The sequence below is a fragment of the Gemmatirosa kalamazoonensis genome (genome assembly GCF_000522985.1).
Lineage (GTDB): Bacteria > Gemmatimonadota > Gemmatimonadetes > Gemmatimonadales > Gemmatimonadaceae > Gemmatirosa > Gemmatirosa kalamazoonensis.
This window is the reverse complement of record NZ_CP007128.1, coordinates 3033143-3052245: the sequence shown is the minus strand read 5'-3', so window position 1 is coordinate 3052245 and position 19103 is coordinate 3033143. Positions and strand designations below refer to the sequence as shown.

Below are 19103 nucleotides of genomic sequence, written 5' to 3'. Positions count from 1 at the left end.
CCCCGGGTAGACTTCGTGGTTCCTGAGGGACGCGTGTCGACGCAGTCGAATGCGTGCGCGGCCCTCGCGAGCCGGGGGCGTAGCTCAGTTGGGAGAGCGCTTGAATGGCATTCAAGAGGTCAGGGGTTCGATTCCCCTCGCCTCCATGCCCGGCTCATCGTGGCTTCGTCGGAAGGTGCACGTCCACTCGGCGAGCGCGATCGGGAAACGTTGGGAACGCGGGAATAGCTCAGTTGGTAGAGCACAACCTTGCCAAGGTTGGGGTCGCGGGTTCGAGTCCCGTTTCCCGCTCTGCAGGACCACGTCGCCGTTAGCTTGTACCCGACGTGCGGGCGGTTAGCTCAGTTGGTTAGAGCGCCACGTTGACATCGTGGAGGTCACAAGTTCGAGTCTTGTACCGCCCATCCGCAGTCGATATTTTTTGGATGTGTTCGACAGCGGGACAAGCGCCCATAGCTCAATTGGATAGAGCATCTGACTACGGATCAGAAGGTTGGAGGTTCGAGTCCTTCTGGGCGCGTTGTGTGTGACGGTGTTGGTGACGATGTGTGTTAGATCGGGGCGTAGCTTAGCCCGGTAGAGCGCCTGCTTCGGGAGCAGGAGGTCGCTGGTTCAAATCCAGTCGCCCCGACTGGCGGAGACCCCTGCGGGTTGAGGTCGCCACCTCAGGTCGCAGGGGTTTTCGATTTCTGCGCGTGTAGCTCAGTTGGATAGAGCGTCGGCCTCCGGAGCCGAAGGTCATAGGTTCGAATCCTATCACGCGCGTCGGTCCATCTGATTCATCGAGCGCCACCTCCGCGGGGGCCTCGCTCATCGAGCGAGGCCCCCGCCGGCGTTTCGGTCGCGCTCGGCGTGGTCCACCACTTGCCCTCCGCCCGGACATGCCGCGGCCGCGTCGGTGGTCCGACCTCCTCCCCGGCCTCCTCGCCATCGCGCTGCTCGCCGGAGGCGTCGCGGCCGTCCTCCTGTTCGCGCGCGTCGGCACCGTCCACGGCGCGAAGTTCCGGCTGTTCGCCACCGTGCAGGAGGCGCGCGGCCTGAGCTCCGGCAGCGAGGTCTGGGTCGCCGGGAAACGCGTCGGCGTCGTCGACGCGATCGACTATCTCCCGCCCTCCTCCGACACCGCCCAGCGACTCTTGCTCACGCTGCACGTGCTCGAGAACGTGCGGTCGGTCATCCGTCGCGGCGCGGACGTCGGGGTCCACCCTGGAGGAAACCTCATCGGCGCGCCGGTGGTCACCATCGCGCTCGGCGACGCGCGACAGCCGCCCGTCAGCCCCGACGACACGCTGCGGTCCCCGCCCGAGACCGACATGGATCGCGCACGCAGCGACTTCCAGGACGCGACCGGCGAGCTGCCGCTCATCCTGACGAACGTGAAGCTGCTCGACGCCCAGCTGCGCGCCACGCGCGGAACGCTGGGTGCGTTCGGCATCGACGGCGCCTCGACGATGACCCGCGCGATGGGCACGGCCAGCGGCTTCATGACGCGCGTCCGATCGTCGCGCGGGCCCGTCGGACGGCTCATGGCCCGCGACGGCGCGTCACACTACGCCCGGGAGGCGCTCGCCCGCGCGGACAGCGTCCGCCAGCTCATCGCCGCGCCGCCCTCGCAGCAGTCGCTCGGGCGCTTCCGGCGCGATTCCACGCTGCTGGGTGCCGTCGCCGCAGTCCGGGCGGAGCTCGACACCGTCGCGACTGTGCTCGCCCGGTCGGAGGGAACGGCCGGCCGTTTGCAACATGACCAGGCACTCACGCAATCCGTGACGCAGACTCGCGCGGAGCTCGCCGCGCTCATCGCGGATCTCAAGCGTCATCCACTCCGGTATCTCGCCTTCTGATCGCGCTCGCCGCTCGGTCGTCGCTCGGCAGCACGCGATTCTTGACCCTCTGTTTCTCGCCGGCTTACTTTCGCGACCCCCCTCCCGGGCCGCACTTCCCCTCCCTCCTTTCCTCCCGTGCCCGGTGACGTGATTCCGGGGGCCGAATCCCCCCTCGTCGATATCGTCGAGCTGAAGCGCAAGTCGCTGCCCGAGCTCCACGCGCTGGCAGACGAGCTCAACGTCTCCAACCACTCCGGGCTTCGGAAGCAGGAGCTGATCTTCCGCATCGAGCAGAGTCTCCTCGACGCGGACGTGCTGCTGCGCGGCGACGGCGTGCTCGAGGTCCTTCCCGAAGGCTACGGCTTCCTCCGCAGCCAGGACTGGAACTACCTGTACGGGCCGGACGACATCTACGTCTCGCCGTCGCAGATCAAGCGCTTCGACCTGCGCACCGGCGATTCGGTGGTCGGCCAGGTGCGCCCGCCGAAGGAGTGGGAGAAGTATCTCGCGCTGCTCAAGGTCGAGCGCGTGAACGGCGACGAGCCGGAGAAGGCGAAGCAGCGCATCGCGTTCGACAACCTCAAGCCGCGCTACCCCGACGAGCGGATCCACCTGGAGCCGAAGGACGGGGATCTCAGCATGCGGCTGTGCGACATCATCGCACCGCTCGGCAAGGGACAGCGTGGGCTCATCGTCGCGCCGCCGCGCGCGGGCAAGACGATCCTGCTGCAGAAGCTCGCGAACGCGATCGTCGAGAACCACCCCGAAGTGTCGCTGATCATCCTCCTGATCGACGAGCGCCCGGAGGAGGTCACCGACATGCAGACGAACGTACCGGGCGCGGAGGTCATCAGCTCCACGTTCGACGAGCCCGCCGACCGCCACGTGCAGGTCGCGGACATGGTGCTGGAGAAGGCGAAGCGGCTCGTCGAGTCGGGCAAGCATGTCGTCATCCTCCTCGACTCCATCACGCGGCTCGCGCGCGCGCACAACACCATCGTGCCGCACTCCGGGAAGATCCTCTCCGGCGGCGTCGACGCGAAGGCGCTCGAGAAGCCGAAGCGCTTCTTCGGCTCCGCACGCAACATCGACGGCGGCGGATCGCTCACCATCGTCGCCACGGCGCTCATCGAGACGGGCTCGCGCGCCGACGAGGTGATCTTCGAGGAGTTCAAGGGCACCGGCAACATGGAGCTCGTGCTCGATCGCAAGATCGCCGAGCGCCGCATCTTCCCGGCAATCGACGTGCACAAGTCCGGGACGCGCCGCGAGGAGCTGCTGTTCGACAAGGACGAGACGAACCGCATCTTCCTGCTGCGGAACTTCCTCGGCGGCATGAACTCCGAGGACGCCATCACGTTCCTGCTCACGCGCATGTCGCGCACGAAGAACAACAAGGAGTTCTTCGCGTCGATGGCGGAGGGGTGACGCGGCCGTGTCCCGGCTGCCGAAGGGGCGCCTGCTCGCCATCGATCACGGCGAGCGGCGCATCGGGCTGGCGGTGAGCGACCCGTTAGGCATGATCGCCTCGCCGGCCGGCTTCGTCGCGCGGCGTGCCGGCAAGCGGCTGCCGATCGCGGAGCTCGTTAGGCGGGCCGAGGCGCTCGAGGTGTGCGGCTTCGTGGTCGGCCTGCCGCTCGATGGTGACGGCAACGACACGCCCCGCGCCGAGGAGGCGCGCCACATCGCGGCGGAGCTCGAGCGGCGTACCGGCCTCCCCGCACGGCTCGTCGACGAGCGGTTCACGACGGCTGCCGCGCTCCGAACGATCCGCACGCTCGGCGGCTCCACGCGCGATCGCAAGGGCGACGTCGACGCGATGGCGGCCGCCGTGCTGCTGCAGCACGCGCTCGCGCTTCCCGATGGGGAGTAAGCGCCGCAAGGGGCGACCCCCACGGCGTGTCCTGCTGATCGCCGTCGGCGTTGTCGCGCTCGTCGTCGCCGCGCTCGTGTTCCTCACCCGCGCGCCGGGATCCGGCGCCGCGCGCGTCGTCATCCCGCGCGGCGCGTCGTTCCGCGTCGCCGCGGAGTCGCTCGCCGCGAAGCGCGTGGTGCGCTCGGCGCTGCTGTTCCGACTCTACGCCAAGGCGACGGAGCGCGATCGCTCCATCAAGCCCGGCACCTACCAGCTCCGGCGCGGCGATTCCTACCACGACCTCGTGAGCGCGCTCGTGTCGGGGCGCGGCATCGTGCACGTCATCACGGTCGTGGAGGGATGGGAGCTGCGACAGATTGTGCCCCAGCTCGCCCGATCGTTAGGCGTGCCGCCCGACTCCGCGGAAGTCGCGGTGCGCGACACGTCGCTGCTGCGCCGCCTCGATATCCCCACCCCCACGCTCGAGGGGTACCTGTTTCCCGCCACGTACACGTTCCCCGACGGCACCACGGCGCGGCAGGCCGTGTCGCAGATGGTGGAGCGCTTCGAGGCGGCGTGGCATCCCGAGTGGGACGCGCAGCTGCAGACGCTCGCGCTCTCGCGTCATCAGGCGGTGACGCTCGCCTCGATCGTCGAGCGCGAGGCGCGTCGTCCCGAGGAGCGCCCGGTGATCGCGGCGGTGTACTACAACCGGCTGAGGAAGGGCATGCGGCTGCAGGCCGATCCGACGGTGCAGTACGCACTCGGCCACCATGTCGGACGCGTGCTCTACAAGGATCTCGAGATCGACTCGCCGTACAACACGTACAAGGTGGCGGGGCTGCCCCCCGGGCCGATCGGCTCGCCGGGTGCGCCGAGCCTCGCGGCGGCGGTAGCGCCGGCGAAGGTGCCGTTCCTGTACTTCGTCGCCGAGCCCGATGGCCATCACGAGTTCCGCACGACCTTCGCGGAGCACGAGACCGCGGTGCAGCGCGCGCGGCGCCTGCGCGACTCGGTGACGCGAGCGTCGAGCGCGACGACGCCGCGCTGACGGGTGGCGTCGCGCGTCAGGGATGCTCGGCGCGCGGCCGCACGATCTGGTCGCGCCACCGGAAGCTGACGTCCGGTGCGCCGCGCTCCGCGGAGCGACGGCGGTTGGGGCGCGGGCGTCTACGCGCCTTGGCGTGCGCGTGGCGCATCGCCTCCGTGATCTCGTCCACGACCGACTGGCGCAGGAACACGTCCGCGAGCACCGGATCGAACTGGGTGCCGCTGCCGTTGCGAATGACGTCGAGCGCCTTCGCGACGTTCTCGCCGCGGTGGTACCGACGCGGCGCCGTGATGGCGTCGAACGTATCGGCCAGCGCGACGATCCGGCTCGTGAGCGGGATCGCCTCGCCCTTCAGCCCGCGCGGGTAGCCGCTGCCGTCCCACCGCTCGTGATGCGCGAGCACGCCCTCGGCGAGCGCGGGATAGAACGTCGCGAGCGGCTCCAGCACCTCGGCGCCACGCTGCGGATGCGTCGCGACCGCGCGGCGCTCTTCCTTCGTCAGCCCGCTGGCGTCGTGGATGATGTCAAAGAGCGCGGCGTGCAGCTTTCCGATGTCGTGAAAGAGCGCCACGCGCTCGATCTCACGCTGGCGGTGCTTGTCGAGGCCTAACGCGCAGGCCACGATGAGCGAGTACGCCGCGACGCGCCGAACGTGAGCACCGGTGACGGCGTCGTTCGCGTCGACGGCGTTCAGCAGTGTCTCGAGCGTCGCCGCGGCGAGACGTTCGGCGCGGCGACGGCGGTGGTGCGCGTGGGCAACGGTCGCGCCGGCAAGCGCCCCGGCGGTGGCGAGAACGAGTCGATACACGGGCTCGCGAAGAGCAAGACGCGTACTTCACGCGTCGACGCGGGCGCTACCGTTGTTGCACGCACGAAGCGGGCGGCCCCCCGCAAGGGAGGACCGCCCGCGCGCTGTCGAGCGCCGCCGACGATCAGCTGCGACGCGTGCGACGTGTCGCGACCGAGAGTACAACGATGCCGCCGGCGAGGAGCAGGAGCGTCGTCGGCTCCGGGCTGACGACCTGCGCGCCGACCGGCGCGACGGCGGCGTTGAGCGTGGCGACGCGCAGACTCGCCGTCGTCAGCGTGGGCCGGCTCGCCGAGAGCCAGGTGGCGACGCGATCGCGGAAGACAGGGGCGTCGTAGCCCGCGAACAGGTCGTCGAAGATGTTGGCGTCGAGGACCGTGAGCACGTTCTGCGTGGAGCCCCACAGCGTCGCGACGTTGTACGCGAAGAGCTGGACGCCGCCGATCGCGTACCCGCCACAGGCGAGCGAGATGGCCGACACGCCCTGCGTGAGTGCGTTCGGCTGGACGCTGACGTTCCTGCCGTACAGGCAGCCGGCGCCCGTCAGGCCGCCGCTCGGCGAGCCGTAGTCGAGGATGCCGTAGCCACCGAGCGGTCCCTCGATGCCGCCGAACGCGCCGAGGATTTGCTGGTTCCACCCACCCCAGGCGGCATTCTCACCCATGACGACGACGCGGCGACCCGTCGCGGCGTAGGCTTTCAGGTTGTCGATCTCGGCGGCGGACGCCGTCGTCTGGAATCGCTGATCGACCCACAGCGCATCGTAGGTCAGCATCTGCGACAGGTCGAGCAGGGTGTTGGTGGTCGTGACGCCGCCGGTGAAGACGCGGTTCAGCGTGGACGTCATGGTGGCCCACTGCTGGCCCCCGTAGTGCAGGCCGCCGTAGACGTAGCGGCCGGCGTCGTTGACGTTGACGAGCAGGCGGGGCTGAGCGATCGCCGAGGACGCGCCGATGGCGATGGCGAGCAGGGGCAGGACGACGCGAGCGCGCCGCGGGAGGAGTGCCATGGTGAGGGTCAGTACGTGAGTCGATGCGCGGAGCGTGGCCGGCGCCGACCACCCAACGCGTGATCCGCTACAGTACAGAGCGCTCGCCGATGCGCAATGGCTGAGTTCCCTACGCATGGGGCAAAAAAAGAACGCCCCGGACTGCGAGTGCAATCCGGGGCGTCAGGGGTGCCGGCGACGGCCTACTCTCCCGCGCCCTCTCGGGCGGAGTACCATCGGCGCTGCAGGGCTTAACGGCCGTGTTCGGGATGGGAACGGGTGTGGCCCCTGCGCTCTAGTCGCCAGCGATCTTGTCTCCGATCCGCGGCGCGCGAGGCACCGCCGACCGGGAATGAGAGATGATGGATCGAGGAGTGTGGGAATGGCGGCGCGCTGGTGCGCGCGGCCGTGCGAACATTTCGCGTGCTATGCAGTTGGTATCAGGGAGTGATCAAGCCGCACGGGCGATTAGGACCGCTGCGCTCGGAACTCGTCGCCGAGTGTCCACGGGCGGCCTATCGACGTGATGGTCTCTCACGGCCCTTCAGGTCCCTCAAGGGGACAGGGAGCATTCATCTCGGGGACGGCTTCCCACTTAGATGCTTTCAGCGGTTATCCGTGCCGATCATCGCTACCCGGCGGTGCCCTTGGCAGGACAGCCGGGACACGAGCGGATCGTCCGACTCGGTCCTCTCGTACTAGAGTCCGCGCCCCTCAATGCTCCAACGCCCACGACGGATACAGACCGAACTGTCTCACGACGTTCTGAACCCAGCTCATGTACCACTTTAACCGGCGAACAGCCGGACCCTTGGGACCTTCTCCAGCCCCAGGATGTGATAAGCCGACATCGAGGTGCCAAACCGCGCCGTCGATGTGAACTCTCGGGCGCGATAAGCCTGTTATCCCCAGCGTACCTTTTATCCGTTGCGCGATAGCCCGCCCACGCGGCACTACCGGATCACTACGACCGACTTTCGTCCCGGCTCGAGCCGTCGCTCTCGCCGTCAGGCTGGCTTCTGCCGTTACACTCTGTGAGCGCGAGTACCGACCGCGCTGAGCCAACCATGCGCGCGCCTCCGTTACGCTTTCGGAGGCGACCGCCCCAGTCAAACTGCCCACCTGCCACGGTCCCAGCCGGGGTTTGCCCGACGTGGTGAGCACGCCGCATTCAGCAGGGTGGTATTTCACTGGCCCCTCCGCCCGAGCTGGCGCCCGGGCCTCAACGGGTCCCACCTATGCTACACAGCTGAATGCAGCGAGCAATGACAAGCTGCAGTAAAGGTGCATGGGGTCTTTTTGTCCTGTCGCGGGAACTCGGAATCCTCACCGAGACTGCAATTTCGCCGAGCGCGTGGTCGAGACAGTGCCCAAGTCGTTACGCCATTCGTGCAGGTCGGAACTTACCCGACAAGGAATTTCGCTACCTTAGGACCGTTATAGTTACGGCCGCCGTTTACCGGGGCTTCGGCTCAAAGCTTCGGGGGTTACCCCCCTGACCTCTCCCCTTAACCTTCCGGCACCGGGCAGGCGTCAGTGCATATACGGCGCCTTGTGCGGCTTGGCATGCACCTGTGTTTTTGCTAAACAGTCGCTTGGGCCGATTCACTGCGGCACAATTCCGCTTCCCGGGTCAACCGGGTCACGGCACTGTGCATCCCTTCTTCCGAAGTTACGGGATCATTATGCCGAGTTCCTTGACCACGTCTCACTCGTGCACCTGAGGCTACTCGCCTCGCCCACCTGTGTCGGTTTGCGGTACGGACATCCCAGCACTCCGCCAGCGACTTTTCTCGCCCGTCGACTCTACGACCCTTGAGCACCCCGAAGGGCGCTCTCGCCATCACCTCTCGGCCGAAGCCTACGGGGTTAGACGGTCATCCACAAAACCGCGGTCGCTTCGTTCCGGTGTCCTCGCTGGGTTCAACGTACTGGGACGGGACGGGAGTGTTCACCCGTTGACCATCGGCTACGCCTCTGGGGCCTCGCCTTAGGACCCGCCTCACCCTGCGCTGATTGCCATGGCGCAGGAACCCTTGGGCTTACGGTGTCGGGGGTTCTCACCCCGATTTGCGCGTACTCATTCCGGCATCCTCACTTCCCGCCGCTCCACCTCAAGGTTTCCACCGAGGCTTCACCGCTACGGGAACGCTCCCCTACCCCTCACACAAAGTGTGAAGGCCAAGCTTCGGCGGGCCGCTTAATCCCGACCATTCTCGGCGCATCCACGCTGGACCGGTGAGCTATTACGCACTCTTTAAAGGAGTGGCTGCTTCTAAGCCAACCTCCCGGTTGTCACGGCACGGACACATCCTTCGCTATACTCAGCGGCCACTTCGGGGCCTTAGCTGTGGCTCTGGGTTCTTTCCCTCTCGCCGCCGGACATTATCGCTCGGCGACTGCCTCCCGCGGTCCATCGGTCAGGTATTCGGAGTTTGGTTGGGGTTGGTAGGGGCCACGCCCCCCCGCGCCCATCCAGTCGCTCTACCCCCTGCCGACATACGGTGCCAAGCACCCGCCGCGAGGCTCTACCTCAATAGATTTCGGGGAGAACCAGCTATCTCCAGGCTTGATTGGCCTTTCACCCCTACCCACAAGTCATCCGAACGGTTTTCAACCCATACCGGTGCGGGCCTCCACTGGGTGTTACCCCAGCTTCACCCTGCTCATGGGTAGATCGCCCTGGCTTCGGGTCTACCCCCAGGCACTCCACGCGCCCTCGTTACAGGACTCGCTTTCGCTGCGGCTCCGGTCCACAAGACCTTAACCTCGCGCCTGAGGCGTAACTCGCCGGATCATAATGCAAAAGGCACGCAGTCAGACGCGCTGAGCTTGCGCCCAGCCGTCCTCCTACCGCTTGTAGGCCAGTGGTTTCAGGCTCTCTTTCACTCCCCGCACTGGGGTGCTTTTCACCTGTCCCTCACGGTACTCGTCCACTATCGGTCACACGGGAGTCTTTAGCCTTGGAGGGTGGTCCCCCCAGCTTCGCGCCCGGTTCCTCGTTCCGGGCGCTACTCAGGAACACCACTAGCCAGCGTCCATCGTCGTCAGTTACCGGGCTCTCACCGTCTCTGGCGCCCCGTTCCAGGGGACTTCACCTGACTTCACGCTGACCGTCCGTGGGTCCTACAACCCCACCCGGCAAGCCGGATGGTTTGGGCTCGGCCCCGTTCGCTCGCCGCTACTGAGGGCATCTCGGTTGATTTCTCTTCCTCCGGGTACTGAGATGTTTCAGTTCCCCGGGTTCGCCCTGCACTTGCGTGCAGTGACGGGGATCGCTCCCCGCCGGGTTTCCCCATTCGGGTATCCGTGGCTCATCGGGTGTGTGCCCCTCCCCACGGCTTATCGCAGCTTACCACGCCCTTCCTCGCCTCCGTGTGCCCAGGCATCCCCCACTGGCCTTCTGTCGCTTGACCACATGAACCGTCAAGCACAGCACGCGCAGGAATCGCTTCACAGCGATTCCACATATGTGAGATCTGTGCAATCTCCTTCTCGTCGTTCGACGTCGGCGACGACTCACGTCGTTGCCGCCTCGCCCGATGAGAATTCGCTTCCCACGCGGCCCACCGCCTTGCAGCGGTCGACCGCTCCTCGATCCATCAATTTTCAATCAGCGCCGCGCCGTTTCGAGCTCGCTCGAGAGCGTCGCGGAGAGCTTACCATTTTACGCAGTTAGGCGGTCAGAGTCAACCGACTGCCGCTCCGCCCCGTCGCGTCCGCGCCACCGGCGCAAGCCACAAGCGCATCGCGAAGGGTCCGAATCTTACCTGTTTACACGGCGATTGTCAACGGGCACACCCGCCGCGCCGCCCGCCTAGCTTGCGGCACATGCGCACCGTCGCCGTCGTCTCGAACCGGGGAGCCCAACGATTGGCCTCCGGGCATCCCTGGATCTACCGCAGCGACGTCGCCGAGCCACCGACGAGCCCAGCAGGCGCCGTCACCGTTCGAGACGGCCGAGGCCGCCCGCTCGGGACCGCACTCTGGAGCCCGGCCTCAGAAATCTCGCTCCGGCTCGTCGATCGCCGCCCCGACCAGCCACTCGACGCCGCCTGGTGGCTGGAACGCCTCGCGCGCGCGCTCGACCGCCGCGCCGGGCTCCGCGAGCACGCCTCGGCCCATCGCCTGGTGCACGGCGAGGGCGACGGGCTCCCGTCGCTCGTGTGCGACCGCTACGACCGGTGGCTCGTCGTGCAGCTCATGAGCGCCGGCCTCGAGGCGTTTCGCGGCGCGATCATCGACGCGCTGCTGGAGCACACGGGCGCCGAGGGCATCCTGGCGCGCAACGACGCGGCGCTGCGCCTCAAGGAGGAGCTGCCGCGCGAGACGGTGCTCCTCGCCGGCTCGGTGCCGGAGGAGATCGAGGTCGAGGAGCATGGCGTGCGGTATCTCGCCGCGCCGTGGACGGGACAGAAGACCGGCGCGTTCCTCGATCAGCGCGAGAACCGCGCGCTCGTCGGCGCCGTCGCGCGCGGGCGCGCGCTCGACTGCTTCAGCTACCACGGCTCGTTCGCGCTGCATCTCGCCCGGCGCGCGGAGCACGTCACCGCGCTCGACATGTCGGAGGCCGCGCTGCGGCGCGCACGGGAGAACGCCCAACGCAACGGCTTCACGAACATCGACACGCGGGAGGCGAACGCGTTCGACTTTCTTCGCGACGAGGAGCGCGCCGGCGCGCGTTACGACACGATCGTGCTCGACCCGCCGGCGTTCGCGAAGACGCGTGCCGCGCTTCCCACCGCGCTGCGCGGATACAAGGAGATCAACCTGCGCGCGATGCGTCTGCTCGCGCCGGGCGGCCTGCTGTTCACGGCGAGCTGCAGCTATCACCTCACGAAGCCGCTGTTCCTCGAGATGCTCGAGGACGCGGCGGCGGACAGCGGCCGGCGCGTGATCCTGCGCGAGCTGCGCGGTCAGCCGATCGACCATCCCGAGGTGTTGTCGATCCCCGAGACGGGCTACATCAAAGGCGCGCTGCTCGAGGTCGCGGACTGAAACACGCGGGCACTCAGCGCGCCTGACAGCGCGGACAGAAGTACGTCGAGCGACCGGCCTGCACGATGCGGCGAATCATGGTGCCGCACCGCGTGCACGGCTCTCCCTCGCGATCGTAGACGTGCATCGTCACCGCGGCCTCGCCGGTGCGATAGCGGCCGGGCTTCTCGATCGCCTCGGTCAGCACGTCGCGCATGGCGGCGGCGAGACGCGCGAGTCGCGCCGGTCCGATGCCGTTCGCCGGCGCACGCGGACTGACACGCGCGCGCCAGAGCGCTTCCGCAGCGTAGATGTTCCCGAGGCCCGCGACCACGCGCTGATCGAGCAGCACGGGCTTGATCGGACCGCGGCGGCCGCGAAGCGCGGCGCCGAGCGACGCAGCGTCGAAGCCGGCGTCGGTGGGCTCAGGGCCGAGCGTCGGCAGCGGCGACGCACCGGGGGAATGCAGCGACAGAGTGGCGAGCGCGCGCGAATCGACGAGCGTGAGACGCAAGCCGTCGTCGAAGTCGAGCGCGGCGCGCGCATGGCGCGGCGGCTCGTCGCTCGCCGACCCGACGTGCCAGTCGCCGTTCATGCGGAAGTGCGCGTGCACCACCGCGCCGTCGTCGAGCGTGAGCAGCTGATGCTTGCCGCGCCGCTCGACCGAGGTCACGCGGCGCCCAACGAGGCGCGTGACGGCGTCGTCGGGGAGCGCGCGACGCGTCGCGGCGTGCGAACGGTGCACGGCGCGAATGGTGCGGCCAACGGCCACCTCGCGCAGGAGGCGCGCCGCGGCTTCAACTTCCGGCAGCTCGGGCATGAGGAAGTGCGTGATGCGCGACACGTGGCACCGCCGCTTGCGCGGTCCCGGTGCGCGTCTAGGTTAGGACGTCGCCCTCCCCTCCGCTCGCCCGAGCTTCATGTCCGCGCCGCGTTCCCTCAAGCACGAATACGAGCTGTTCGTCGAGCGCGAGATCGAGCTGTACAAGGATACGATCTCGCGCACGGCACTGCTGTCGATCGGCGACGAGGCGGTCGCGCGGCTGCGTGAGCAGGCGCAGACGACGCTGACGGAGATGGTGCTGTGGGAGGAAGTCGATCGCATCATCTCGCGTCGGCTCCGGCTTCCGAGCTACCGCGTATGGCGGCAGCGCCGGCTGAAGATCCTCGCCGAGTATCGCCGACCGGAGCACTGGGGCCTCGCGCCGACGAGCGCGCTCGCGCGCGAGCTCGCGCAGTCGGACGGAAGCCACGTGCTCGTGGCGGGTGTCGACGGCGAGGGCGCGGCGATGTACTCGGCGGCGCACGGATGCGCGGTGACCGCGCTCGCGCACGAGCCGGACGCGGTGGAGCGCGTGATGCACGCGGCGGAAGTCGCGGGGCTGAGCGAGCGTGTGCGCGGCTGCGTGGGCGATCTCGCGCAGTGGGCGCCCGACGTCGCGCTGCGCGTGGTGGTGTGCACGCCGACCGCGTTCGAGCATCTCACGCCGAGCGAGCGCGCGGCGGCGATCGAGCTGCTCCAGAGCGCGACGCTCGACGGCGGTGTGCATCTGGTGTCGACGCTCGTCGCGGGTTCGGCGGCGCTGTCGGTGGAGGAGCTGCGCGCGCGCTACGACGGCTGGGCGGTGAGCGTGGAGCGCGACGGCGGCGGCGCGGCGAGCGCGCTCGGCACGACGTTTCTCGCGCGGAAGTCGGCGCTCGCGCAGTGACCGCGGGTGTCGCGTTCCGCGACACCTCGTGTCCTCGGAATGTCGCGGATCGCGACACCCGGCCGCCCGCGAGGCGGCCGTTAACATTTCCAAGATCTTGCCGTCCAACGACTTAACGAAAGCGTCCGACGTGGCACCGTCGCTGCCTTATGGGCGCGTGGTCCGGAGCCACCGGACGTACTCATACCGGAGAATCGGACATGAAGCAGATACGTCAGAAGAGCGACGTGCAGGAAGCGATGGGCATCGTCATCTCGGCCGGGAAGTCGTACGACGCGCCGCCGCGGTTCGCGGCGTTCGAGTGGGCGCCGGGGCCGGAGCCGATCGCGACCAACGACGCCACGGAGCCGCGCGCCGCGTGAGCGTGCACGCCGCATAGAAGCAGGATCCCGAAAACGATGAAGCCCCGCCTGAGGCGGGGCTTCAGTCGTTATCGGACCTACCGTTAGTCGCGACGCGCGACGATCACGCCGCGCCACCGGTGGCGCCACCGGCCGCGGCGCCCGACGAGCCGGCGCTCTTGCGGCCGCCCTTGCGCGCGCCGCCCTTCTTCGCAGAGCCGCGCTTCGCGCCGCCCTTCGATGCGCCCTTCCGCGCGCCGCCCTTCTTCGCCGAGGCGCGCTTCGCCGTCGACTTCTTCGCGCCGCCGCGCTTGGCGCCGCCCTTCTTCGCGCTGCCCTTGCGCGCGCCACCCTTCTTGGCCGAGCCGCGCTTGGCGCCGCCCTTCTTCGCGCCGCCCTTCTTCGCGCCGCCCTTGCGCGCGCCCTTCTTCGCGCCGCCCTTCGACGACGTCTTGGAAGCAGCCATCGTGTCGCTCCTTGTGCGAGTGAACGATCCGCGGTCCCCCGGTGGACCGTCGGCCGTGACACGCCGCCCAACATCGGCGGCGCTCCCTCCCCTGCGTCTCGCTGATCGCGTCGGCAGGGAGTCCCACCTCGCGACTCCGGCGGCGCACCGCCCGAGTCGCTCGACCTGCTCACTGCACTGCGGTCCTGCGTGTCGTTCAGCGCTGCTCGCGGCGCGTCGTCCTCCGTCATCCTCGCGCCGCTCGCTATCGGACGGTCGAACGCGCGAGAAGTAACTCGACCACCGCCCCGCGCCTCTACGATCATAATGCAACTATCGTGCATGACTTCGTAGCGATACGCGAAGTTAGATATTGGCGCACTTAGACGCAATACCAGTGCGCACGGTTTGCGCAACCCTCGCGCGACCGCTCGCGCAGCCTCACGACGTCGCGCGAGCACTCGCCGCACGCCGTCGCGCGACACGGCGATGGCGTCGCGGGTGCGATACGATGCGCGCGCGCCGCGGACGGCGCGCGCGCGGGCGAGACGCGTCGACGCGGCGACGTCACGCCGACCGCTGGAACGGCGCGGGGTACCGTGTCAGCTTTCGGGCGCGCCGGGCGGCTCGCGCCGCGGCGCCACCATCACGTACAGATCGCGGAGCAGCCGCCGTGAAGGCATTGGTGAAAGACCGGGCAGCGCCAGGGTTCTCGCTGCGCGAGGTCCCCGAGCCGCGCGTCCGGGACGACGAGGTTCTCATCCGCGTGCGACGCGCCGGCGTGTGCGGCACCGACGTGCACATCCACCAGTGGGACGCGTGGGCGAGCGCGCGGTGCAAGCCGCCGTTCGTCGTGGGGCACGAGTTCGCCGGCGACGTCGTGGAGGTCGGCGCGCTCGTGGAGACGGTGAAGGTCGGCGACCGCGTGACGGCGGAGGGCCACATCGTCGACGGGATGTGCCTGCTCTGCCGGACGGGGAACTCGCACGTCTGCCCGCACACGAAGATCATCGGCGTCGACCGGGACGGCTGCTTCGCGGAGCTGATCGCGATGCCGGCGTCCAACATCTGGCACCTGGACGCGTCGATCTCGTACGACGTCGGCGGCATCCACGACCCGATGGGGAACGCGTTCCACACCGCGCTGACGGCGGAGATCCCGGGGGCGACGGTGCTCGTCACGGGGTGCGGTCCGATCGGCATCTTCGCCGTGGGCATCTGCCGCGCAGCGGGAGCGTCGCACGTCATCGCCTCCGACGTGAACGACCGGCGGCTCGAGCTCGCGCAGCAGATGGGCGCCCACGAGATCCTCCACCCCGGTCAGGTCGCGGAGGCGGTGCGTCGATCGACGGCGGGCTACGGCGTCGACGTCGTGCTCGAGATGAGCGGCGTCCCGTCGGCGATCCACCAGGCGCTGGATCTCGTGCGCGTCGGCGGCCGCGTGCAGATGCTCGGGATTCCGTCGAAGCCGATCGAGCTGGACCTCGCGTCGGAGGTGATCTTCAAGGGGATCACGATCTACGGCGTGGTGGGGCGGCGAATGTACGACACGTGGCACCAGATGACCCGCTTCCTCCGCTCGGGCGAGTTCGATCCGACGCCGGTGATCACGCACCGGTTTCCGCTCGAGGGGTTCGAGGACGCGATGCACGTCATCAGGAGCGGCGAGGCGGGCAAGGTCATCTTCGAGATCACGTGAGGCCATGACGAGCGACTACGAGGACCACGAGGACATCCTCACCGCGGCCGCGGCGGGGGACATGGACGAGGTGGCGGCGGTGCTGTCGATGGACAACCGGCTGACGCGCGCGCGCGCGATGCGGCCGGGCGGACCGCGCTCCATCTCGCGGCGGCGAACGGCCACGTGACGACGGTGGAGACGCTGCTGCACAACAACGCCGACCCGAACGTACGCGACGCCGAAGGGCGCACGCCGCTGGCGCTCGCCGACGCGGCGGGGCATCGCGAGGTGGTCGACCGACTGCGCGCCGCGGGCGCGCGCTGAGGACGGAGCGCATGTCGATCAACACGGAGTTCACCGGCGCGCTGCAGGCCGAGCTGGATCAGCTCAAGGCCGATCGCGTGTACAAGCAGCTCAACCACCTCGAGTCGCCGCAGGCGGCGCGGGTGCAGATGGAAGGACGCGGCGAGGTCGTGATCCTGTCGTCGAACAACTACCTCGGCCTGTCGAACGAGCCGAGCGTGGTGGAGGCGGGGATCGACGCGCTGCGGCAGTTCGGCGCAGGAACGGCGAGCGTGCGGTTCATCTGCGGTACGTTCACGGTCCACCGCGACCTCGAGGAAGCGATCGCCCGCTTCGTGGGAACGGAGGCCTCGCTGTCGTACGTGTCGGCGTGGAACGCGAACGAGGCGCTCACGTCCACGATCGTGGAGTCGGGAGACTTCGTCGTCTCGGACGAGCTGAATCACGCGTCGATCATCGACTCGGTCCGGCTCGCGAAGGCGATCAAGAAGTGCACGACGGCGGTCTACAAGCACGGCGACCTGGACGACCTGCGCGCGAAGCTGGCGGCGAACCGCGGGGCGCGGCGAAAGATCATCTGGACCGACGGCGTGTTCTCGATGGAGGGCTCGATCGCCAAGCTGCCGGAGATCGCGCAGATCGCGCGGGACGAGGGCGCGATCGTGGCAATGGACGACTCGCACGCGACGGGCGTGCTCGGGGAGACGGGACGCGGCACGGCCGAGCACTTCGGCATGCTCGGCGAGGTCGACATCATCACGTCGACGCTCGGCAAAGCGCTCGGCGGCGCGGCGGGCGGCTTCATCGCGGCCTCGTCCGCGCTCGTCGACATGATGACGCAGCGCTCGCGTCCGCAGCTCTTCTCGAACGCGCTGCCGCCGACGGTGGCGGCGAGCTCGCTGCAGGCGATCCGATTCGCGGAACAGCATCCGGAGCGCGTGCGGCAGCTGCGCGAGAACGCGCGCTACTTCCGCGAGGCGATCACCGAGGCGGGGTTCTCACCGCTCGCCGGCGAGACGCCGATCGTGCCGATCATCGTGGGCGAGACGGCGAAGGCGATCGAGATGAGCAACCGCCTCCTCGACGAGGGCGTGTTCGTGACGGGATTCGGCTTTCCCGTGGTGCCGCACGGACAGGCGCGCGTGCGCTGTCAGCTCAGCGCGGCCCACACGCGCGAGGACATGGACTTCGCGCTCGCGGCCTTCAGAAAGGTCGGACGCGCGCTCGGCGTGATCTAGGTCACGTCGTGCGCGTCACGTTCGACACTCGACGCGCACGACGAGACGGCGCCAGCTCTCGACGTCGTCGGATCCGACCTTCTCCACCCACGCGCCGCATCGACCACCGGCGAACATCCAGGGCGCGAGCCAGGCGGCGATCTGCAGCGGGAGGTGACCGACCACGTCGCCTCCCGCTGCGTGCACCCACACGGCGGGGATCTGCGCGACGGGTGGATCGGGCACGAGGATGAGGCGGTCGCCGCGCTGCAGGCGGTGCACGACCTCTGTGCGTTTGCCGAAGACCGTCCCGAGCACGGCGGTACGGAACGGCTCGGGATAAGCGGGCGCGTACGGCGGCGCCGTCTGCATGGAGGTCCTCCGGTCGCGGAACTGGGCGGAGTGCTTACCGACGCAACTTCCGTCACAAACCATGGATGCGCCAGCGGGCGCGGAGCTCCTGTCGCGTCGATGCCACACCAGCGCGGCGTGACCGGAGCGGCCGGCACCTCGTCCCCATGACGATGCGCCGCGCCGACGCGCGGCACGCGATCAGTCCCCAGAGACCCGCACCATGCTGCGTCCGCGTCATCCGGCCCGCGCCGCGCTCCATCTCGGAGCGCTCGGCGTCGCTCTCGCCTCGCTCTCGCGCCCCGCATTCGCGCAGGGTGCCGCCGTCGGCCTTCCGAACCCGCGCCACGTGTTCGAGGACTCGTGGTACTGGGGCGCGAAGGGCGGCGTCACTCGCTTCGGCACGCTCGTCGACGGGCGCGTGACGGCACCGGTGACGGGCGCGGAGTGGCTCGTCACGCATCGTCAGGGCGCGCTGCTCGTGTCCGCCGAGCAGTCGTTCTTCGATCGCACGTCGGTGGTCGCGGATCCGTACGCGACCGACGGCGTGCGCCGAGTGTCGCTCCACGACGCGCGCCGGTACTCCGCGGCGGCGCTCGCGGCGCCGGTGCAATACGGCCGCGTGCGGCCGTACGCGGGGCTCGGGCTCGCGGTGCAGGTGATCCGCAGCGCGACGCCGATCGGCGACTTCACCACGCAGCAGCAGGTGGTGTACGTGCGCGACGCGCTCGACGCGGGGCAGAGCTTCGTGACGCCGTTCATCGTGGCGGGCGCGCAGGCGCAGTTCGGCGCGGCCGCGGTGTTCGTGCAGGGGAACCTCTCGTCGGCTCGCGAGCGCTCGCTGCTGAACCGCGGCGGCTCGTCGCAAATCGAGGCCGGACTGCGCTACAACCTCGCGTCGGCCTTCGAGCGGTAAGGCGCACGCGGGAAGCGCGCGGGCGTCGGCGACACGAACGGGTCGTCGCGCACGAGGAAGCGATAGGGGAGGTCCGCCGCGCGCGTGATGCCGATGCGCGGCGTGACCTCCACGCGCGCGTCGGGGAGCGGCGTGCCGGCGCGCAGAGTGAGCGCGCCCGTGTCGAGCGGCGCGCCGTCGAGGCGTCCATCGATGCCGAGCGCCGCGCACAGCTTGCCCGGACCGTTAGTCAGGTCGCGGTCGCGGCGCGCGCGCGGACGGCGGCGGCGCATGAGGTCGATGCCGAGCGTCGGCGCCAGGGCACGCAGCAGCACCGCGCAGCCGATGCCTTCCGGCAGCGTCACCGCGTTCACGCACCAGTGCATGCCGTAGATGCGGTAGACGTATGCGGTGCCGGGCGGGCCGAACAGGTGCCACGTGCGCGACGTGCGGCCGACCACCGCGTGACACGCAGGATCGTCTTCGCCCAGGTACGCTTCGGTCTCGACGACGACGCCGGCGGTGAGGCCCTCCGACGAGTCGCACACGAGCACGGTGCCCAGCAACTCGCGCGCGACGACGCGCGGGTCGCGGTCGTAGAACGACACGGGGAGCGGCGTGCCTAACGACACGACGGTCCCGCCGGCAGCTGCCGGCGG

The 19103-nt window shown here is 69.0% G+C and carries 17 protein-coding genes, 6 tRNA genes, 2 rRNA genes and 1 pseudogene; 18 read left to right on the top strand and 8 right to left on the bottom strand.

Annotated features, from left to right (window positions below; all coding sequences use genetic code 11):
• Positions 1-73: 73 nt before the first annotated feature.
• The 10 genes from J421_RS13125 (at position 74) to mltG (ending at position 4729) form a co-directional block, all read left to right on the top strand.
• A tRNA-Ala gene (locus tag J421_RS13125) sits at positions 74-146 on the top strand.
• Positions 147-218: 72 nt separating this feature from the next.
• Positions 219-291 (top strand) — tRNA-Gly (locus J421_RS13120).
• 39 nt (positions 292-330) lie between these two features.
• A tRNA-Val gene (locus J421_RS13115) sits at positions 331-404 on the top strand.
• A gap of 42 nt (positions 405-446) precedes the next feature.
• Positions 447-520 (top strand) — tRNA-Arg (locus J421_RS13110).
• A gap of 37 nt (positions 521-557) precedes the next feature.
• Positions 558-631: transfer RNA gene (locus J421_RS13105), tRNA-Pro, on the top strand.
• Positions 632-691: 60 nt separating this feature from the next.
• A tRNA-Arg gene (locus J421_RS13100) sits at positions 692-765 on the top strand.
• A gap of 116 nt (positions 766-881) precedes the next feature.
• Positions 882-1841, top strand: coding sequence for an MlaD family protein (locus J421_RS13095; protein WP_025411630.1), 960 nt, complete (start codon positions 882-884; stop codon positions 1839-1841).
• 117 nt (positions 1842-1958) lie between these two features.
• Positions 1959-3251, top strand: coding sequence for a transcription termination factor Rho (rho, locus tag J421_RS13090; RefSeq protein WP_343123340.1), 1293 nt, complete (start codon positions 1959-1961; stop codon positions 3249-3251).
• Positions 3252-3258: 7 nt separating this feature from the next.
• On the top strand, positions 3259-3696 hold the full coding sequence (gene ruvX / locus J421_RS13085; protein WP_104022591.1) for a Holliday junction resolvase RuvX: 438 nt from the start codon (positions 3259-3261) through the stop codon (positions 3694-3696).
• A complete protein-coding gene (mltG, locus tag J421_RS13080) occupies positions 3686-4729 on the top strand; it encodes an endolytic transglycosylase MltG (RefSeq protein ID WP_025411627.1) in 1044 nt (347 codons plus the stop codon). The genes ruvX and mltG overlap by 11 nt, the downstream gene beginning before the upstream one ends.
• Positions 4730-4745: 16 nt before the next feature.
• Here mltG and J421_RS13075 read toward each other — a convergent pair whose 3' ends face one another.
• The 4 genes from J421_RS13075 to J421_RS13060 form a co-directional block, all read right to left on the bottom strand.
• Complete coding sequence (locus J421_RS13075) at positions 4746-5537, bottom strand: HD-GYP domain-containing protein (RefSeq protein WP_025411626.1); 792 nt, start codon at positions 5535-5537, stop codon at positions 4746-4748.
• A 124-nt stretch (positions 5538-5661) separates the two neighbouring features.
• Positions 5662-6546, bottom strand: coding sequence for a PEP-CTERM sorting domain-containing protein (locus tag J421_RS13070; protein WP_025411625.1), 885 nt, complete (start codon positions 6544-6546; stop codon positions 5662-5664).
• A 169-nt stretch (positions 6547-6715) separates the two neighbouring features.
• Positions 6716-6832 (bottom strand): 5S ribosomal RNA (gene rrf, locus J421_RS13065).
• Positions 6833-6972: 140 nt separating this feature from the next.
• Positions 6973-9941: ribosomal RNA gene (locus J421_RS13060) — 23S ribosomal RNA — on the bottom strand.
• Between the two features lie 415 nt (positions 9942-10356).
• Between J421_RS13060 and J421_RS13055 the strand changes: the two genes are divergently transcribed.
• Complete coding sequence (locus tag J421_RS13055) at positions 10357-11523, top strand: class I SAM-dependent rRNA methyltransferase (protein ID WP_025411624.1); 1167 nt, start codon at positions 10357-10359, stop codon at positions 11521-11523.
• A gap of 13 nt (positions 11524-11536) precedes the next feature.
• Here J421_RS13055 and mutM read toward each other — a convergent pair whose 3' ends face one another.
• Positions 11537-12346, bottom strand: coding sequence for a bifunctional DNA-formamidopyrimidine glycosylase/DNA-(apurinic or apyrimidinic site) lyase (mutM, locus tag J421_RS13050; RefSeq protein WP_104022590.1), 810 nt, complete (start codon positions 12344-12346; stop codon positions 11537-11539).
• Positions 12347-12422: 76 nt separating this feature from the next.
• Here mutM and J421_RS13045 point away from each other — a divergent pair, with 76 nt between their 5' ends.
• Both J421_RS13045 and J421_RS32780 read left to right on the top strand, forming a co-directional pair.
• Positions 12423-13211, top strand: coding sequence for an SAM-dependent methyltransferase (locus tag J421_RS13045; protein ID WP_025411622.1), 789 nt, complete (start codon positions 12423-12425; stop codon positions 13209-13211).
• A gap of 200 nt (positions 13212-13411) precedes the next feature.
• The gene (locus J421_RS32780) at positions 13412-13573 is read left to right on the top strand and encodes a hypothetical protein (protein ID WP_158508785.1); all 162 of its coding nucleotides are present in this window, start codon (positions 13412-13414) and stop codon (positions 13571-13573) included.
• 103 nt (positions 13574-13676) lie between these two features.
• On the opposite strand, the gene J421_RS13040 is transcribed toward J421_RS32780, so the two are convergent.
• The gene (locus tag J421_RS13040) at positions 13677-14018 is read right to left on the bottom strand and encodes a hypothetical protein (RefSeq protein WP_025411621.1); all 342 of its coding nucleotides are present in this window, start codon (positions 14016-14018) and stop codon (positions 13677-13679) included.
• A 664-nt stretch (positions 14019-14682) separates the two neighbouring features.
• Between J421_RS13040 and tdh the strand changes: the two genes are divergently transcribed.
• The 4 genes and pseudogenes from tdh to J421_RS13025 all read left to right on the top strand — a co-directional run bounded on the left by tdh (position 14683) and on the right by J421_RS13025 (position 17219).
• A complete protein-coding gene (gene tdh, locus J421_RS13035) occupies positions 14683-15696 on the top strand; it encodes an L-threonine 3-dehydrogenase (RefSeq protein ID WP_236646247.1) in 1014 nt (337 codons plus the stop codon).
• Positions 15697-15700: 4 nt separating this feature from the next.
• The gene (locus J421_RS32775) at positions 15701-15865 is read left to right on the top strand and encodes a hypothetical protein (RefSeq protein ID WP_158508784.1); all 165 of its coding nucleotides are present in this window, start codon (positions 15701-15703) and stop codon (positions 15863-15865) included.
• Positions 15838-16002: pseudogene (locus tag J421_RS13030) on the top strand (ankyrin repeat domain-containing protein); the annotation flags it as partial. The gene J421_RS32775 and the pseudogene J421_RS13030, both read left to right, overlap by 28 nt.
• A gap of 17 nt (positions 16003-16019) precedes the next feature.
• Entirely contained in the window at positions 16020-17219 is a 1200-nt protein-coding gene (locus J421_RS13025) for a glycine C-acetyltransferase (RefSeq protein WP_025411619.1), read from the top strand.
• Between the two features lie 15 nt (positions 17220-17234).
• Here J421_RS13025 and J421_RS13020 read toward each other — a convergent pair whose 3' ends face one another.
• Positions 17235-17570: a hypothetical protein gene (locus tag J421_RS13020; protein WP_025411618.1), complete on the bottom strand. Its 336-nt coding sequence runs from the start codon at positions 17568-17570 to the stop codon at positions 17235-17237.
• A 202-nt stretch (positions 17571-17772) separates the two neighbouring features.
• Between J421_RS13020 and J421_RS13015 the strand changes: the two genes are divergently transcribed.
• A complete protein-coding gene (locus J421_RS13015) occupies positions 17773-18465 on the top strand; it encodes a hypothetical protein (RefSeq protein ID WP_025411617.1) in 693 nt (230 codons plus the stop codon).
• On the opposite strand, the gene J421_RS13010 is transcribed toward J421_RS13015, so the two are convergent.
• On the bottom strand, positions 18435-19076 hold the full coding sequence (locus J421_RS13010) for a DNA-3-methyladenine glycosylase (protein WP_025411616.1): 642 nt from the start codon (positions 19074-19076) through the stop codon (positions 18435-18437). The two genes, J421_RS13015 and J421_RS13010, sit on opposite strands and share 31 nt — an antisense overlap.
• Positions 19077-19103: the final 27 nt, after the last annotated feature.

What these genes read in the sequence shown, in the direction of transcription:
- J421_RS13095 (WP_025411630.1), top strand. Translation starts at nt 882, where the DNA reads ATGCCGCGGCCGCGTCGGTGGTCCGACCTCCTCCCCGGCCTCCTCGCC.
- mltG (WP_025411627.1), top strand. Translation starts at nt 3,686, where the DNA reads ATGGGGAGTAAGCGCCGCAAGGGGCGACCCCCACGGCGTGTCCTGCTG.
- J421_RS13070 (WP_025411625.1), bottom strand. Translation starts at nt 6,546, where the DNA reads ATGGCACTCCTCCCGCGGCGCGCTCGCGTCGTCCTGCCCCTGCTCGCC.
- J421_RS13055 (WP_025411624.1), top strand. Translation starts at nt 10,357, where the DNA reads ATGCGCACCGTCGCCGTCGTCTCGAACCGGGGAGCCCAACGATTGGCC.
- J421_RS13045 (WP_025411622.1), top strand. Translation starts at nt 12,423, where the DNA reads ATGTCCGCGCCGCGTTCCCTCAAGCACGAATACGAGCTGTTCGTCGAG.
- J421_RS32780 (WP_158508785.1), top strand. Translation starts at nt 13,412, where the DNA reads ATGAAGCAGATACGTCAGAAGAGCGACGTGCAGGAAGCGATGGGCATC.
- J421_RS13040 (WP_025411621.1), bottom strand. Translation starts at nt 14,018, where the DNA reads ATGGCTGCTTCCAAGACGTCGTCGAAGGGCGGCGCGAAGAAGGGCGCG.
- J421_RS32775 (WP_158508784.1), top strand. Translation starts at nt 15,701, where the DNA reads ATGACGAGCGACTACGAGGACCACGAGGACATCCTCACCGCGGCCGCG.
- J421_RS13020 (WP_025411618.1), bottom strand. Translation starts at nt 17,570, where the DNA reads ATGCAGACGGCGCCGCCGTACGCGCCCGCTTATCCCGAGCCGTTCCGT.
- J421_RS13015 (WP_025411617.1), top strand. Translation starts at nt 17,773, where the DNA reads ATGCTGCGTCCGCGTCATCCGGCCCGCGCCGCGCTCCATCTCGGAGCG.